Below are 13,738 nucleotides of genomic sequence, written 5' to 3'. Positions count from 1 at the left end.
CGTAAAGTTCATGGCGGCAGGATCGAGGAGACGAGGAGCTGGGTATAGGGCTCGCGCGGATCGTCGAGCACCTGATCGGTCAGGCCGGTCTCGATGACGCGGCCGCCTTTCATCACCATCACGCGGTGCGACAGGAGGCGCGCCACCGCGAGATCGTGGGTGACGATGATTACGGCGAGGTTCAGCTCGGCGACGAGGCTGCGCAACAGGTCGAGCAGGCGGGCCTGCACGGAGACATCGAGACCGCCGGTCGGCTCGTCCATGAACACGAGCCGCGGCTCGGTGACGAGGTTGCGGGCGATTTGCAGGCGCTGGCGCATGCCGCCGGAATAGGTGCGCGGCGCATCGTCGATGCGCGCTGTGTCGATCTCGACGCGGGTGAGCCAGTCGGAGGCGGTGTCGCGGATGCGGCCGTAGTGATTCCATCCCACCGCCATCAGCCGCTCGCCGACATTGGCGCCGGCCGAGACCGCCATGCGCAGGCCCTGTGCGGGATCCTGGTGCACGAAACCCCAATCGGTGCGGAACAGGAAGCGCCGTTCGGCCTCGCCCAGCGTGGCGAGATCGCGGGTGACACCGTCGCGCATCCGGTACGAGACGTGGCCCGCGGTCGGCGTGAGCTGGCCCGACAGCATCTGCAGCAGCGTCGACTTGCCCGAGCCGGATTCGCCGACGATCGCCAGCACCTCGCCGGGATAGAGCGAAAACGACACGTCGCGGCAGGCATTGATGCGGCCGAACGACTTGCTGAGGGATGTTGCGACCAGCAGCGGCTCGTCGTTGTCGAGCAAATTGTGATCAGCCATTCGCGGCCTCCTGCGCCTTCTCCTTGTACGGCGCGGCACTGAGGCTGCCGTGATGGCCGGCGGCCTGGCGGCCCTCGCAATAATCGGTGTCCGAGCAGACGAACATGCGCCCGCCCTTGTCGTCGGTCACGATCTCGTCGAGATACGAATTCTCCGCCCCGCAGAGCGCGCAGGGCGCGTTGAAGCGGTAGGGCTCGAACGGGTGATCCTCGAAATCGAGCGATACCACCTGCGTATAGGGCGGGATCGCGTAGATGCGTTTCTCGCGGCCGGCGCCGAACAATTGCAGTGCCGGGCTATTGTCCATCTTGGGATTGTCGAATTTCGGCGTGGGCGACGGGTCCATCACGTAGCGCGCATTGACCTTGACGGGATAGGCATAGGCGGTGGCGATATGACCGAAGCGGGCGATGTCCTCGTAGAGCTTCACATGCATCAGGCCGTATTCGGCGAGCGCGTGCATGCGCCGCGTCTCGGTCTCGCGCGGCTCGAGGAAGCGCAACGGCTCGGGGATCGGCACCTGATAGACCAGCACCTGGTTCGCACGTAGCGCCGTCTCCGGGATGCGGTGGCGGGTCTGGATCACGGTTGCCTCGTCCGTCGCCGTGGTCGTCGCAACGCCCGCGGTCTTGGCGAAGAATTTGCGGATCGAGATCGCGTTGGTGGTGTCGTCCGAACCCTGGTCGATCACCTTGAGCACGTCCTTGGGCCCGAGGATCGCGGCGGTGACCTGCACGCCGCCGGTGCCCCAGCCGTAGGGCATCGGCATTTCGCGGCTGGCGAACGGCACCTGATAGCCGGGGATCGCGATTGCCTTCAGGATCGCACGGCGGATCATGCGCTTGGTCTGCTCGTCGAGATAGGCGAAGTTGTAGGCGGGCGCGTTCATTCCGCGGCCTCCTTCATGGCATCGGGCGTGTTGGCATCGGCGAACGCTTTAGAGAACTCTTGGCGCAGCTTGCGCAAGAGGCCGAGCTCGGACTGGAAATCGACATAATGCGGCAGCTTCAGGTGCTCGACGAAGCCGGTTGCCTGGACATTGTCCGAATGCGACATCACGAACTCTTCGTCCTGCGCGGGGGCAAGCGCCTCCTCGCCGAGCTCACGGGCGCGCAACGCGCGATCGACCAGCGCCATCGACATGGTCTTGCGCTCGCTCTGGCCGAAGGCGAGGCCATAGCCGCGGGTGAAGCACGGCGCCTCGGTCGCGGAGCCCTTGAACTGGTTGACCATCTGGCACTCGGTGAGCTCGATCGCGCCGAGCGGCACGGCGAAGCCGACGTCTTCCGCGACAAATTCGACCTCGACCTCACCGAAGCGGATCTCGCCGACAAAGGGGTGGTTGCGGCCGTAGCCGCGCTGGGTGGAATAGCCCATCGCGAGCAGAAAGCCTTCGTCACCGCGCGCAAGGTTCTGCAGGCGCAAATCGCGGTCCGCGGGGAAATTCAGCGGCTCGCGGGTGAGATCGCCGACGCTGGCACCGTCCTCGGTCGCCGGCGATGATTCGATCAGCCCGTCGCGGCCGAGAATGTCGGTCACGCGCGGCGTCGGCGCAGTCGAGGCTTCGGCCGCAGCCGGCCTCTCCGGCACAAAGCCTTCGGCGAGCGAAGGGTCGAGCAGGCGGTGCGTGTAGTCGAAGGTCGGCCCCAGGATCTGGCCGCCCGGAATGTCCTTGAAGGTCGCCGACACCCGCCGCTGCACCCGCATCGCGCCGGTGTCGACCGGCTCGCTGGCGCCGAAACGCGGCAGCGTGGCGCGAAAGGCGCGAACCAGGAAGATCGCCTCGATCAAATCGCCGCGCGCCTGCTTGATCGCAAGCGCCGCGAGCTCGCGGTCATAGAGCGAGCCTTCGCTCATGACGCGATCGACGGCAAGGCCGAGCTGCTCCGAGATCTGGTCGAGGGCGATTTCCGCAACGTCTTGGTCGCCACGCCGCTTATGCGCGAGCAAGCGATGGGCGTTCTCGATGGCGCGTTCGCCGCCTTTGACTGCGACATACATGCTTTCAGCTTCCCTTGCTTACGACGCGCGTGGTGCGGGGGATCGCGACCACGGCGTCATCGGCGACCAGCACCACATCGATACCGCGCGGAAACAGCGCTTCGTTGATGTGCAGGCGCTCGAACAGGTCGAAAGGCTTGATCGACGCCCGCAGCGTGGCGGTCCCATCGATGCCGGGGCCACGCAGCTCGAAGCTCCGGCCGGAGGCGAGGCTGTCGACCTGGATGATCACGGTCGTCGACCGGTCCGGATACTCGCTCGTGCCGAGCGCGAAGCGCTCGAGCGAAGGCAGCGCACCGCCGTCGCCGATGAGCGCGAACGAGGCGATGGATGAATCCTGCACGACCGGCGCGCCGGTGTGGAACTTGACCCACTTCGTCACGTCCGCGCTCTCCGCCATCCGCGCATCGAGCCAGAGCGGCGTGTCGTGATCGAACAGCGTCAGCGCGATCGCGGCGGTGCCGCGCATCATCGTATCAGGCGCCCCCGCCATCGGCACGATGCGCTGAACCGAGCCCGGCCGCGCCATGGCATCCATGACCGAGCGAAAGGTCGATTGCGCCGACAGCACCTTGTCGGCGAACCCCGGCGGCAGTTCCGCAATCGTGGTCATGATCTCACCCCTCACCGCGCACCATGGTGTAGAAATCAACCTTCGTCGCGGCGGTCGCTTGCGCCGCCTGCTTGCGCCTGACCATAAGCTGCTCGCGCAACGGCGCGATAACGTCGCGCTCCACCGCTCCGCCGAAATCGCGGGACTGCACCAGCGCATCGCAGAGCGCGATCAGCCGCGCCTTCTCACCGTCGCGGCCGAGCGTGTAGCCGAACCCGACCTCGCCGCTCGCAAGCCGCACCGCGGCGCGCGACACCGTGGCTTCGCCGAGATTGAACGGCGCGCCGTCGCCGCCGACCCGCCCGCGCAGCATGACGAGGCCGTTCTCCGGCGTGCGCAGGTCCTGATGGTCCGGCAAAGGCAGGTCCGAGGCCAAGTTGCGGAGGCGAGCGGCGATCTCGCCCGCCTCCGCGTGCGCCAGCACCGCCATTGCGGCCTTGCGCTGGGCTTGCTGGTTGTTGTGCTGGGTCACCTGGTCCACCGAACCTTTTGACAGAACTTGCCGCATCGAAGTTGTCTATGATAATAGACAACTTCATAAGGACGCGCCATGACTGTTTCGTGACAATGCTGTGATTTCTGGAGTAGGTTTCCCGCGACATGAGCATGCAGGACACAGCCTCGTCGGGCGTCGCGCTATGGCGCCTCGTTGCCGACGGCATCGAGCGCGGCATCGCCGACGGCCGCTTTGCGGCCGGCGACAAATTGCCGGGCGAGATGGAGATCGCCGAAACCTATCGCGTCAACCGCCACACCGTACGGCGCGCGCTCGCGGCACTTGCCGAGCGCGGCCTGGTGCGCGCGGAGCGCGGCAGCGGAACCTATGTCGAGGCACAGAAGCTCGCTTATCCCTTGCGCTCGCGCACGCGCTTCTCCGAGATCGTCGGCGCGGATGGCCGCGAGCCGCATGGCCGGCTGATCGAGGCGACCGATGACGTCGCGACGCGCGAGCTCGCGCGGGAGCTGGGACTAAAGACCGGCGCGCCCCTGGTGCGGATCGAGGCGATCCGCCTTGCCGACCGTACGCCGATTTGCGTTTCCACGACGTGGCTGTCGGCGGACCTGTTCCCGGGTGCCGGCGCCGTGTTCGCGGCGACGCGCTCGATGACGAAGCTGCTGGAGCATTTCGGCGTCCGCGACTATCGCCGCGGCGCAACCCGAATCACCGCGGGCATCGTGGACGCGACCGATGCGGCACGTCTCGATCTAGCGCTGGGGCGGCCGATCCTGGTGGTGGACGCCACCGACCACGATCTCACGGGTAGGCCGCTGGTGACCAAGCACTCGCGGTTTGCGGCAGAGCGGGTGGAGTTTTTGGTGGAGTCGTAGCTCTCTCCACGACACCGGACCTGTAGGGTGGGCAAAGGCGCCCTTGCGCCGTGCCCACGATCTTTCTCGATCGTCAGAGGTGGTGGGCACGCTTCGCTTTGCCCACCCTACGGCACCTTTGCTCAGGCCACAGCCCTTCGCCCAATGATCGCAAAGCGCAGCTTGCCCGAGATGAAATCGATCGCGGCGACCGCGACCAGGATCATCAGGATCAGGAACGACACTTTCTGCCATTCCAGCACGCGGATCTGCTCGGCGAGCTGGAGGCCGATGCCGCCGGCGCCGACGATGCCGATGATGGTCGCCGAGCGCGTGTTGGATTCGATGAAATAGAGCACCTGTCCGGCAATCACGGGCAGCACCTGCGGCAGCAGGCCGAAGCGGATCTCGTGCAGCGCGCTGCCGCCGGAGGCGCGGATGCCTTCGACCTGCTTCTGGTCGGCGCCCTCGATCGCCTCCGAGAACAGCTTGCCGAAGGCGCCGAAATCCGACACCGCGATGGCGAGCACGCCGGCGAACGGGCCGAGGCCGACGACGTTGATCCACACCAGCGCCCAGATCAGGGTGTCGACGCCGCGGATCGAATCCAGGAAACGACGGACCGGGAAGCGCAGGATGTTCGACGGCACGATGTTGCGCGCGGCCAGCAAGCTCACCGGCAGCGCGAACACCGCTGCCAGCGTGGTGCCGAGCAGCGCGATCGAGAGCGTCTCCCCGAGCGCCTTCAGATAGACCGGCAGGGAGGAGCCGGGATCGGGCGGGATCATCATCAGGCTAATCCAGCCGAGCTGGCTGAGGCCGGCGAAGAAGCGCGACGGCGAGAAATCGAGATCGACGAGGCCGTAGATGAGAATCGCGAACGCCGCGACGATCATCGCGGGCGTCGCGAGCCGCGCCGAGGCCGGCCGATCGAACACATCGGGGTAGCGTGCACGCATCTCGCGCGTATCGACCTCCTGCGGCCTCGTCACGTCCGCGCCTCCTTGCCGAACAGGCGGCCGCGCAGCCAGCCGGTGGTGATGTCGATGATGAAGACCGTGACGATGATGGTGAGCAGGATGGCGCTGACGTCCGAATAGTAGAACTTGCGGATCGCGACGACGAGCTCCTGGCCGATGCCGCCGGCGCCGACGAAGCCCATGACGGAGGCTTCGCGGACATTGATCTCGAAGCGCAGTAGCGCGTAGCTGGCGTAGCCGGCGGTGACCTGCGGCACGATGGCGAAGCGCATGCAGGAGAGCCAACTCGCCCCGGTCGAGCGGATGCCCTCGACCGGCTTCATGTCGGCATTCTCGACGATCTCCGAGAACAGTTTTCCGAGCGCGCCGGTGGAGTGGATCGCAATCGCCAGCACGCCCGCCATCGGCCCGAGCCCGAAGGCGATGACGAAGACCAGCGCGAAGACGATGCCGGGAACGGTGCGGGCGAATTCGAGCAGGCGCCGCACGGTAAAGCGCAGCCAGGGCGCGGGCGAGGTGTTCTCGGCCGCGAAGAAATTGAGGGCGAAGGCGAAGGTCGCGCCGATCAGCGTGCCGACATAGGAGATCAGCAGCGTCTCACCCAGCATCTTCAGCCATTTGCGCCAGCCCCAGAACCACTCGCCGACATCGGTCCAGACCCGCTGGCCGCTGTCGAGCGTGAGGATGCGGTCGAAATAGCTGACGAAGTTGCCGAAATAGGTGAACAGCGTGCGCAAATTCACTTCGGCGCCGATCGCGGCGAGAGCCAGCGCGGCGGCAAACACGCCCGCTCCCAACAGGAGACGAAGCCGCCTGCGTGAAACCGCCTGGCGATAGGCAGCGTTGAGCGCGGCGAGCTGCTGCTCGGGGAGGATCGAAACCGCTGTCGTCATGGGGTCGAAACAGGTCCCGTCAAAGAAAGAGCCGGGTCTTTGGGACCCGGCTCAGGTGCATCGTCCCGAAGACTCAGGACGCCTTCTTCTTACGCAGTGCGTCGACGAACTTGATCAGCTCGATCGTGCCATCCCAGTCCTTGGTGGTGGCGGGATGAAAGCCCTTCTTCTGGCCGTCGGAGAGACGGTCGAACGCGGCCTTGTCCTTGGCCGGCGCGTCGAAGAACGCCTTGGCAATGGCGGTCTTGGCGTCTTCCGGCAGGTCGGAATTGTAGGCATAGGGGCCGTTGATGATCGGCGCCGATTTGTGGATGATGCGGAAATCGTCCTTCTTCATCGCCGAGCCGTCGGCGTTCTTCAGCATCCCCTTGGTCAGCATCTGCGCCAGCGTGGAATCGTCGTCGCTGGTCCACTGGTTGGCAGCGACTTCGACCGTGCCCTGCGCCAGCGCCAGCATCGCGTTCTCGTGGCTGCCGGTGAAGACGACCTTGCCGAAATAGGCGTCGGCATCGTGGATGCCCATCTTGTCGAGCTCGAAGCGCGGCACGTTGTTGCCGGAGGTCGAGTTCGGGTCGACGAGGCCGAGGTTCTTGCCCTTCAGGTCGTCGATCTTCTTGTAGGCGCTGCTTGCCTTGACGAAGAACACGGAATAGTAGCCGGTCGAGCCGTCGGCGTTGATGTCGTTGGCGAAGGCCTCGGCCTTGACGCCGGTCAGGCGGGCACGCGCGAACGCGGCCGAGCCGTAGCTGGCGATGTGGATATTGCCGGCGCGCTGGCCTTCGATCACCGCGGCATAGTCGTTGGCGATGCGCAGCGTGACCTTTACGCCGAGTTCTTTCGATAGATAAGTCATGAACGGTGCCCAGCGCTCGGTGACGCCCGACGCGTTCTCGGCCGGAACGACCGCAAAGGTCAGCTCGGGGTATTTGGCCTTCCAGTCGTCGGCCGAGGCGGAGGCGGTGAAAGCGAGCGCAGCGGCGCCAGCCAGGATTAATCTGCGAGTGATCATGATACCCTCTTCATCGGTTGGGGGTCGGTTGACGCAAACTGGCAATTGAACAGGTGCGATGCGGCTTTAGGCGGCCGCGGCGGTTCCGAGCGCCGGCACGCCCTCGGGCGCCGGGACAGGCAGGCCACCCACGACGTCGGCAGCTTCGAGATCGTAGAGCTCGCGCGCGACGTGATCGGTCAGCGCGGCCGGCGCGCCGTCGAACACCACGCGACCGGCGGCCATTCCGATCAGGCGGTCGCAATAGGTGCGGGCGAGATCGAGCGAATGCAGGTTGCAGAGCACCGTGATGCCGAAATGCTTGTTGATACGCAAAAGCGCATCCATCACGATCTTGGTGTTGCGCGGATCGAGCGAGGCGATCGGCTCGTCGGCGAGGATGATGTCGGGCTGCTGCACCAGCGCGCGGGCGATCGCGACGCGCTGCTGCTGGCCGCCGGAGAGCTGGTCGGCCCGCTGGGCAGCGAGCGAAGCGATGTCGAACTGCTCGAGCGCCGACATCGCCAGCGCCTTGTCCTGCTCGGGCCAGGCCTGCGACAGCGAGCGCCAGGCTGGCATCGTGGCGAGACGACCCATCAGGACATTGGTGAGCACGTCGAGCCGACCGACCAGATTGAACTGCTGGAAGATCATCGCCGAGCGGGCGCGCCACTGCCGCAGCTCCTTGCCGCGCAGCAAGGTGACGTCGACGCCGTCGAACAGGATGCGTCCCCCGGTCGGCGTCACAAGGCGATTGATGGTCCGCAGCAACGTCGACTTGCCGGCTCCGGATCGCCCGATCACACCGACGAAGCCACCGGGGGAAACTTGAAACGAAGCGTCGTCCACCGCGGCTTTCGCGCCGAAGCGACACGTCAGGCCTTCAACCACCAGCATACAGGGGCTCCAGAGTAGCTGGAGCCAACCGCTAACGCCCGTGCTTAACACTTGTGTGACACACGCGCTGCGATGCGGCGATCCTACGCACGTCATCCCCTGTCATCTCGTTGTCATGACATCGTCATCCAGCCGCTCGAAGAAAAACGCCCCGCCCTCGCACTTCGGATGCAACATGGCCGCCAAAGCTCTTTCGGTTCAGCCGACCGTCGATCCCTCGGCCAAGCTGCACGAGACCAGGCTCGGCGCCTATACCGAGGTCGGCGCCCGCACCATCCTGCATGAAGTGGCGATGGGCGATTACTCCTATGTCGTGAACGACGCGCAGATCACCTACACCACCATCGGAAAATTCTGTTCGATCGCGGCGATGACCCGGATCAATCCCGGCAACCATCCGATGCATCGCGCCACGCAGGCTCACTTCACCTACCGCTCCAGCGCCTATTTCGAGGGTGCGAGCGACGATTCCGAGTTCTTCGACTGGCGGCGCCAGCATCACGTTCATATCGGCCATGACGTCTGGATCGGCCATGGCGCGATCGTGCTGCCGGGCCGCAACATCGGCACCGGCGCGGTGATCGCCGCCGGCGCGATCGTCACCAAGGACGTGCCGGCCTACACCATCGTCGCCGGCAACCCAGCCCGTATCGTACGGCGGCGGTTCTCGGAGGAGATCGCCGGACGCCTTGCAAAGCTTGCCTGGTGGGACTGGGATCACGACAAATTGCGCGAGGCGCTGCCCCATTTCCGCAAGCTCGGGATTGAAGATTTCCTCTCGACATACGAAGCACGGGCAAGCTCACTCGCCAATTCCCCTGCCAGCAAACGAAGCGCGGTCGCGTGACAGACATATTCATCGAAGGCGGCCGGGCCTTGATCGGCGCCGAGCTCGCCGAAACCTCTCTTCTCGTCTCCGGAACGGACATTGCAGCGATCGATGCCTCTCGCGGCCGGGCGCGGCTGGCGCTCGACGCGCGTGACTTGCTGGTTCTGCCCGGCATCGTCGATCTGCATGGCGATGCCTTCGAGCGGCAGATGATGCCGCGCGCCGGCGTCGACTTTCCGATCGACGTTGCGCTCGCCGACAGCGACCGCCAGGCGATCAGCAATGGCATCACCACCGTGTTTCACGCCACGACCTGCTCCTGGGAGCCGGGCCTGCGCAGCGCCGACAATGCGCGCGGCCTGATGGAGGCGATCGAGCGGCAGCGCCCGCAATTCGCCGCCGACACCCGCTTCCACCTGCGGCACGAGACCTACAATCTCGATGCCGAGGCCGAGATTGCACAATGACTCAGCGAGGGCCGCGTCGACCTGTTCGCTTTCAATGATCACATGGACGGCACGGTCGCCGACATGGCCAAGCCGCGCAAGCGCAACCGCATGGTGGAGCGCACCGGGCTGTCGAGCGAGGATTTTGACAAGCTGGTCGAGCGCGTGGTCTCGCGCGCCGCCGAGGTGCCGGCTTCGGTATCACGGCTGGCCGCTTTTGCCCGCGCAGCCGAGGTGCGGATGCTCTCGCATGACGACGCGAGCCCAACGATGCGCCGGGACTTTCGCGAGCTCGGCGCCTTGATCGCGGAATTTCCGATCAACGAGGAAACGGCGCGCGCTGCGGCCAGCCACGGCGATGCCATCGTCTATGGCGCGCCGAACGTCGTGCGGGGCGGCAGCCACACCGGCTGGACCAGGGCCTCCGACATGATCGCCAAAGGGCTCTGCTCGGTGCTGGCGTCGGACTATTACTATCCGGCGCAGCTGCTCGCCGCGTTCCGCCTGGCCGCCGATGGCGTGGTGCCGCTGGCTCAGGCCTGGGATCTGGTCTCCGCCGGCCCGGCGCGCGCAACCGGCCTCACCGATCGCGGCCTGCTCGCGGAGGGACGCCGCGCTGACATTCTCCTCGTCGACGACAGCCTGGAGCTGCGGCCGCGGCTGATCGCGGTGATCTCAGGCGGCAAGCTCGTGCATCTCACCGACGCGACGCGGCTGCTCACCACGGCAGCAACGCCGCGCGAGGCTATCGTTGCGGCATGAATTGGTTATGCTGAGGTAATGACAGGTTTCCCCCGCTACGCGATCTATTTTGCCACCGGCAGCGACAGCGCCCTCTCCCGCTTCGGCGCCGAGCTGCTCGGCTATGACGCCTATACCGGAGACGAGCTGCCGTTTCCGCGACAAGCGCTGCATGTCGCGCCGGACTGGCGCGAGGTCAGCGCCGATCCCCGCAAATACGGCTTTCACGCCACGCTGAAGGCGCCGATGGCCCTGGTATCGGGCAAGACCGAGGTCGATCTGAAGGCTGCCTGCGCGGCCTTCGCCGCCGAGGCGCGGCCGCATCCCGTGATCTCGCCAATTGTGGATTCCATCAGCGGCTTCATTGCTGTTATTCCGGCCGCGCCGGTCGAAGCTCTGCAGCAACTTGCCGCCGATTGCGTTCGCGAGTTCGACCCATTTCGCGCCGCGCTGACGGCGGAAGATCGCGCCCGGCGCAAGCCGGAGAAGCTCAGCGAGCGGCAGCGGGACTATCTCGACCGCTGGGGCTATCCCTACGTGATGGAAGAATTCCGCTTCCACATGACGCTGACGGGGCGCCTGGATGCGGAACGGCGCGGGCCGATCCTGGCGATGCTGCGGGAGCGTTTTGCGGCGCTGAAGCTCGACGCGCTAGCGGTCGACCGCATCGCGCTGTTCAAGCAGGATGATGCCAAGGCAAGATTTCGCATCACCGGCGAGTGGGCTCTGGCAAGATAGTTCACCACGTCCTCCGTCATTGCGAGGAGCGAAGCGACGAAGCAATCCGGACTGTTTCCAGAGGGAAAATCTGGATTGCTTCGCTTCGCTCGCAATGACGTTTGAAAGACATACTCAACCAAATTAGCGCTAGCTCGCAAGATTGAAAGCGAGCGCCACCGCGCCAACCACAACGAGGCTGGTCGCCCAGACTGCATCCAGGTTGAACCAGCTTCGCGAGACGAACCTCAATCCCAGATGGCGGTAGACCAGCCACGCCAGACATCCGCCGGCGCCGACCATGGCGGCAACGTGCACCAGGGACACCAGCACCGCCATCCCGAGATTTGCCTTCATCAGCGCGCCCGCCGCCTCATGGCCGGCATCGAGCTCGAAGGCCTTGCAGAGCCCGAGATAGATCGGCACGAGCATCAGGGCGGCGCCGTGAGCGATGGCGACGGCAAATGACCAGAGCGCCAATTGCGTCGGCGGAATTCGTGCCAGCGTGCGCGGATGACGCCGGTCGATCAGCCGATAGACGCCAAAGCCGATGACGAGAAGGCTCGCGACGATCTGGATCGGGCGCTGCCACGCGGCCAGCACGAGCAGGAAGGCGAACGGCAGCAACACGAGAAGTGTTGCCAGCAGATGCCCGGCCGCCAGAGCCCACAATGCACGGAAGAGCGCGCGCGGGCTCTTGTCCATGAGCCCGGCCGAAACGGCGAGCGGCCATCCCATTCCCGGATTGACCCCGTGGTAGAGGCCGCTCGCAACAAGCGCGAGCCACAGCCAGCCAAGGGCCGGGCTCGCATGCGTCCCATCTAGACCGACGGGTAGCAAAAGGAGTCCGTCGAACAGTCGCCGCCCTCGAGCCTGATCTGGTGCGCACGATATCCGTCGGGGAAACTCACGAAATAGTTCTTGTCGAGCTCGAGGCCACCGTTGCGACCGACATTCGCCATGACTTCCACGCCCGGAACCCCGTCGGGATAGAACTGGTCATCCCAGGTGGAATAGAGCGAATTGGTCCAGTACACGCGCCGGCCGTCGCGGCTGATCTCGACCATCTGCGGACCTGCCGCAAAGGCCTTGCCGTTCGGATGGGGCGTGCGCCGCGCGATACCGCCGATGTGGACTGAGCCCGCAAGCTTCGGCTTTCTGGGATCGCTGACGTCGTACTGGCGCATCTCACCCGTCCCCCAGCACGAGACATAGAGAAACCGGTCATCCATCGACAGGTCGATGTCCGTCACCAGCGGCGGCACGGCGCCAAATCCCTGCAGCAGCGGCGGCAGCTGCTCCTTGGGCGCGGGTTCAGGAGGAATCGTCGCCGTCTTCTCGGCATGGAATTTTCCATCCTCGCGCCACCAGGTCCAGATCGATGCTTCGAGGTTGGTGGTGTCGACCACCACACCGACGAACCCGTACTCGCGAACCGGATCGTGCGCCGGCCGCACCTCCAGCGCCATCTGATGATTGGCGCCGAGGTCGATGGTCTGGACGTTGCGACGGGCGCGAAGGTCCCAGAAGTGGAGACGATGGCCATATTTGTTCGCAAGCAGATCTTCCGGGACGATCCCGTTCTCGAACTGCGGCGGCAACGCCCATTCGCTCGTCACCATGTAGTCGCGCGGCAGATTCCACCAGAAATCATAATGCAGCGTCTGCGGGCCACGGTCGATCTCCCATCGTCCAAGAACTTCGAACGTCTCGCAATCCATGATGAAGACGCCCGGAGGTCCGTTGGTGCCGTCCTTGCCGCCGCCGCCCAGCGTGCTCACGTAAATGCCGTCCGGCCCGCAATGGATCGTGTGCGGCCGCGAGTAGCCGGTTTTCTTGAAGACCTCCTCTGGCTCGATGATCTTGTGGATCTTGGCTTGGGTCGGATCGGGCTTGGTGTCGATGACGTAGATCCGCGACGAGCGCAGCCCGGGGATGATGAGATAGCGCCGCTCGATGAAGGCGTGTCCGGCGAGCGGCGACAGAGCGGAGGAGCAGGCATTCCAGCCGAAGTGATGAAACTCATCGCCCTTGTTGGGCATTGTGACGGTGTGGACGATCTGGCTGTAGGTCGGCGATCCCGGCTTGACGTCGATGACCGCGAGAGCGTCCGGCTTTGAGAAATCCGGACTGAGCAGCAAGGTGTAAGCGAAGTTCTCCGCAGGCGCTTCCATCGCAAGCTTGGGCGATGCGTGAAAGGTGGGATCCGGCCTCATCGTCATGGCACTGCCTCCCTGTTCTGTCGGTTTGCACCAACCTGGCTCGGGATCGTGGCAAAAGAAGAGCTGTTGCGCGATGTCTTGTTGCGCGATGCCTGGGATTCTCCGCAGGGCCGGTTGGCGGGCGTACAATATGCCATCGCCGGGCCGGCGGAAACTGGCGGAATTGCGTTAATTCGACGCCTTCAGGCGAAATGAGCGCCCCCGTCATTGCGAGCGAAGCGAAGCAATCCAGACTGTCTCCGCGGAAACAGTCTGGATTGCTTCGTCGCTTCGCTCCTCGCAATGACGGGGAGAGAC

The 13,738-nt window shown here is 65.2% G+C and carries 15 protein-coding genes and 1 pseudogene; 5 read left to right on the top strand and 11 right to left on the bottom strand.

The window, feature by feature from the left end:
• Positions 1–8: 8 nt before the first annotated feature.
• Genes phnK through phnG form a run of 5 tightly spaced genes read right to left on the bottom strand, consistent with a single transcriptional unit; the run spans position 9 to position 3,901 of the window.
• Positions 9–806 carry a phosphonate C-P lyase system protein PhnK gene (gene phnK, locus AB7M16_RS22665; protein ID WP_453945282.1) on the bottom strand — a complete coding sequence of 266 codons (798 nt, stop codon included), beginning with the start codon at positions 804–806 and terminating at the stop codon, positions 9–11.
• Entirely contained in the window at positions 799–1,695 is an 897-nt protein-coding gene (locus AB7M16_RS22660) for an alpha-D-ribose 1-methylphosphonate 5-phosphate C-P-lyase PhnJ (RefSeq protein WP_453945281.1), read from the bottom strand. Before AB7M16_RS22660 ends, phnK begins: the two co-directional genes overlap by 8 nt.
• On the bottom strand, positions 1,692–2,807 hold the full coding sequence (locus tag AB7M16_RS22655) for a carbon-phosphorus lyase complex subunit PhnI (protein ID WP_453945280.1): 1,116 nt from the start codon (positions 2,805–2,807) through the stop codon (positions 1,692–1,694). Before AB7M16_RS22655 ends, AB7M16_RS22660 begins: the two co-directional genes overlap by 4 nt.
• A 4-nt stretch (positions 2,808–2,811) precedes the next feature.
• Positions 2,812–3,420 carry a phosphonate C-P lyase system protein PhnH gene (gene phnH / locus AB7M16_RS22650; RefSeq protein ID WP_453945279.1) on the bottom strand — a complete coding sequence of 203 codons (609 nt, stop codon included), beginning with the start codon at positions 3,418–3,420 and terminating at the stop codon, positions 2,812–2,814.
• Between the two features lie 4 nt (positions 3,421–3,424).
• Positions 3,425–3,901 (bottom strand): phosphonate C-P lyase system protein PhnG, encoded by a 477-nt coding sequence (gene phnG / locus AB7M16_RS22645; RefSeq protein ID WP_453947244.1) that lies wholly within the window; start codon positions 3,899–3,901, stop codon positions 3,425–3,427.
• Between the two features lie 119 nt (positions 3,902–4,020).
• Here phnG and phnF point away from each other — a divergent pair, with 119 nt between their 5' ends.
• A complete protein-coding gene (gene phnF / locus AB7M16_RS22640; protein WP_172785180.1) occupies positions 4,021–4,749 on the top strand; it encodes a phosphonate metabolism transcriptional regulator PhnF in 729 nt (242 codons plus the stop codon).
• 122 nt (positions 4,750–4,871) lie between these two features.
• Here phnF and phnE (AB7M16_RS22635) read toward each other — a convergent pair whose 3' ends face one another.
• The 4 genes from phnE (AB7M16_RS22635) to phnC form a co-directional block, all read right to left on the bottom strand.
• Entirely contained in the window at positions 4,872–5,720 is an 849-nt protein-coding gene (gene phnE, locus AB7M16_RS22635; RefSeq protein WP_212259533.1) for a phosphonate ABC transporter, permease protein PhnE, read from the bottom strand.
• The gene (gene phnE / locus AB7M16_RS22630) at positions 5,717–6,601 is read right to left on the bottom strand and encodes a phosphonate ABC transporter, permease protein PhnE (RefSeq protein WP_172785182.1); all 885 of its coding nucleotides are present in this window, start codon (positions 6,599–6,601) and stop codon (positions 5,717–5,719) included. The genes phnE (AB7M16_RS22635) and phnE (AB7M16_RS22630) overlap by 4 nt, the downstream gene beginning before the upstream one ends.
• A gap of 73 nt (positions 6,602–6,674) precedes the next feature.
• A complete protein-coding gene (gene phnD, locus AB7M16_RS22625) occupies positions 6,675–7,610 on the bottom strand; it encodes a phosphonate ABC transporter substrate-binding protein (protein WP_453945278.1) in 936 nt (311 codons plus the stop codon).
• Positions 7,611–7,676: 66 nt separating this feature from the next.
• Positions 7,677–8,486 (bottom strand): phosphonate ABC transporter ATP-binding protein, encoded by an 810-nt coding sequence (gene phnC, locus AB7M16_RS22620; protein WP_172785184.1) that lies wholly within the window; start codon positions 8,484–8,486, stop codon positions 7,677–7,679.
• 175 nt (positions 8,487–8,661) lie between these two features.
• On the opposite strand from phnC, the gene AB7M16_RS22615 reads away from it, so the two are divergent.
• From AB7M16_RS22615 to AB7M16_RS22605, 3 genes and pseudogenes are all read left to right on the top strand, one after another.
• Positions 8,662–9,333: a chloramphenicol acetyltransferase gene (locus tag AB7M16_RS22615; RefSeq protein ID WP_453945277.1), complete on the top strand. Its 672-nt coding sequence runs from the start codon at positions 8,662–8,664 to the stop codon at positions 9,331–9,333.
• Positions 9,330–10,523 (top strand): annotated as a pseudogene (locus AB7M16_RS22610) (alpha-D-ribose 1-methylphosphonate 5-triphosphate diphosphatase). Before AB7M16_RS22615 ends, AB7M16_RS22610 begins: the two are co-directional and overlap by 4 nt.
• Before the next feature lie 18 nt (positions 10,524–10,541).
• Entirely contained in the window at positions 10,542–11,240 is a 699-nt protein-coding gene (locus tag AB7M16_RS22605; protein WP_453945276.1) for a DUF1045 domain-containing protein, read from the top strand.
• A gap of 129 nt (positions 11,241–11,369) precedes the next feature.
• On the opposite strand, the gene AB7M16_RS22600 is transcribed toward AB7M16_RS22605, so the two are convergent.
• Together AB7M16_RS22600 and AB7M16_RS22595 are read right to left on the bottom strand one after the other, a co-directional pair.
• Positions 11,370–11,957, bottom strand: coding sequence for a hypothetical protein (locus AB7M16_RS22600; RefSeq protein WP_453945275.1), 588 nt, complete (start codon positions 11,955–11,957; stop codon positions 11,370–11,372).
• Positions 11,958–12,040: 83 nt separating this feature from the next.
• Positions 12,041–13,441: a selenium-binding family protein gene (locus AB7M16_RS22595; protein ID WP_260381885.1), complete on the bottom strand. Its 1,401-nt coding sequence runs from the start codon at positions 13,439–13,441 to the stop codon at positions 12,041–12,043.
• A 48-nt stretch (positions 13,442–13,489) separates the two neighbouring features.
• Here AB7M16_RS22595 and AB7M16_RS22590 point away from each other — a divergent pair, with 48 nt between their 5' ends.
• Positions 13,490–13,636, top strand: a complete 147-nt coding sequence (locus AB7M16_RS22590) for a hypothetical protein (protein ID WP_172785190.1) — start codon at positions 13,490–13,492, stop codon at positions 13,634–13,636.
• Positions 13,637–13,738 lie beyond the last annotated feature (102 nt).

Source organism: Bradyrhizobium sp. USDA 372 (genome assembly GCF_053629095.1).
Note: the sequence above shows the minus strand (reverse complement) of the source record. Positions and strands in the feature narration are given on the sequence as shown.

Excerpts from the sequence above, each read along its gene's own strand:
- phnK (WP_453945282.1), bottom strand. The coding sequence starts at position 806 with ATGGCTGATCACAATTTGCTCGACAACGACGAGCCGCTGCTGGTCGCA.
- AB7M16_RS22660 (WP_453945281.1), bottom strand. The coding sequence starts at position 1,695 with ATGAACGCGCCCGCCTACAACTTCGCCTATCTCGACGAGCAGACCAAG.
- AB7M16_RS22655 (WP_453945280.1), bottom strand. The coding sequence starts at position 2,807 with ATGTATGTCGCAGTCAAAGGCGGCGAACGCGCCATCGAGAACGCCCAT.
- phnH (WP_453945279.1), bottom strand. The coding sequence starts at position 3,420 with ATGACCACGATTGCGGAACTGCCGCCGGGGTTCGCCGACAAGGTGCTG.
- phnF (WP_172785180.1), top strand. The coding sequence starts at position 4,021 with ATGAGCATGCAGGACACAGCCTCGTCGGGCGTCGCGCTATGGCGCCTC.
- phnE (WP_172785182.1), bottom strand. The coding sequence starts at position 6,601 with ATGACGACAGCGGTTTCGATCCTCCCCGAGCAGCAGCTCGCCGCGCTC.
- phnD (WP_453945278.1), bottom strand. The coding sequence starts at position 7,610 with ATGATCACTCGCAGATTAATCCTGGCTGGCGCCGCTGCGCTCGCTTTC.
- phnC (WP_172785184.1), bottom strand. The coding sequence starts at position 8,486 with ATGCTGGTGGTTGAAGGCCTGACGTGTCGCTTCGGCGCGAAAGCCGCG.
- AB7M16_RS22615 (WP_453945277.1), top strand. The coding sequence starts at position 8,662 with ATGGCCGCCAAAGCTCTTTCGGTTCAGCCGACCGTCGATCCCTCGGCC.
- AB7M16_RS22605 (WP_453945276.1), top strand. The coding sequence starts at position 10,542 with ATGACAGGTTTCCCCCGCTACGCGATCTATTTTGCCACCGGCAGCGAC.
- AB7M16_RS22600 (WP_453945275.1), bottom strand. The coding sequence starts at position 11,957 with ATGGGATGGCCGCTCGCCGTTTCGGCCGGGCTCATGGACAAGAGCCCG.
- AB7M16_RS22595 (WP_260381885.1), bottom strand. The coding sequence starts at position 13,441 with ATGACGATGAGGCCGGATCCCACCTTTCACGCATCGCCCAAGCTTGCG.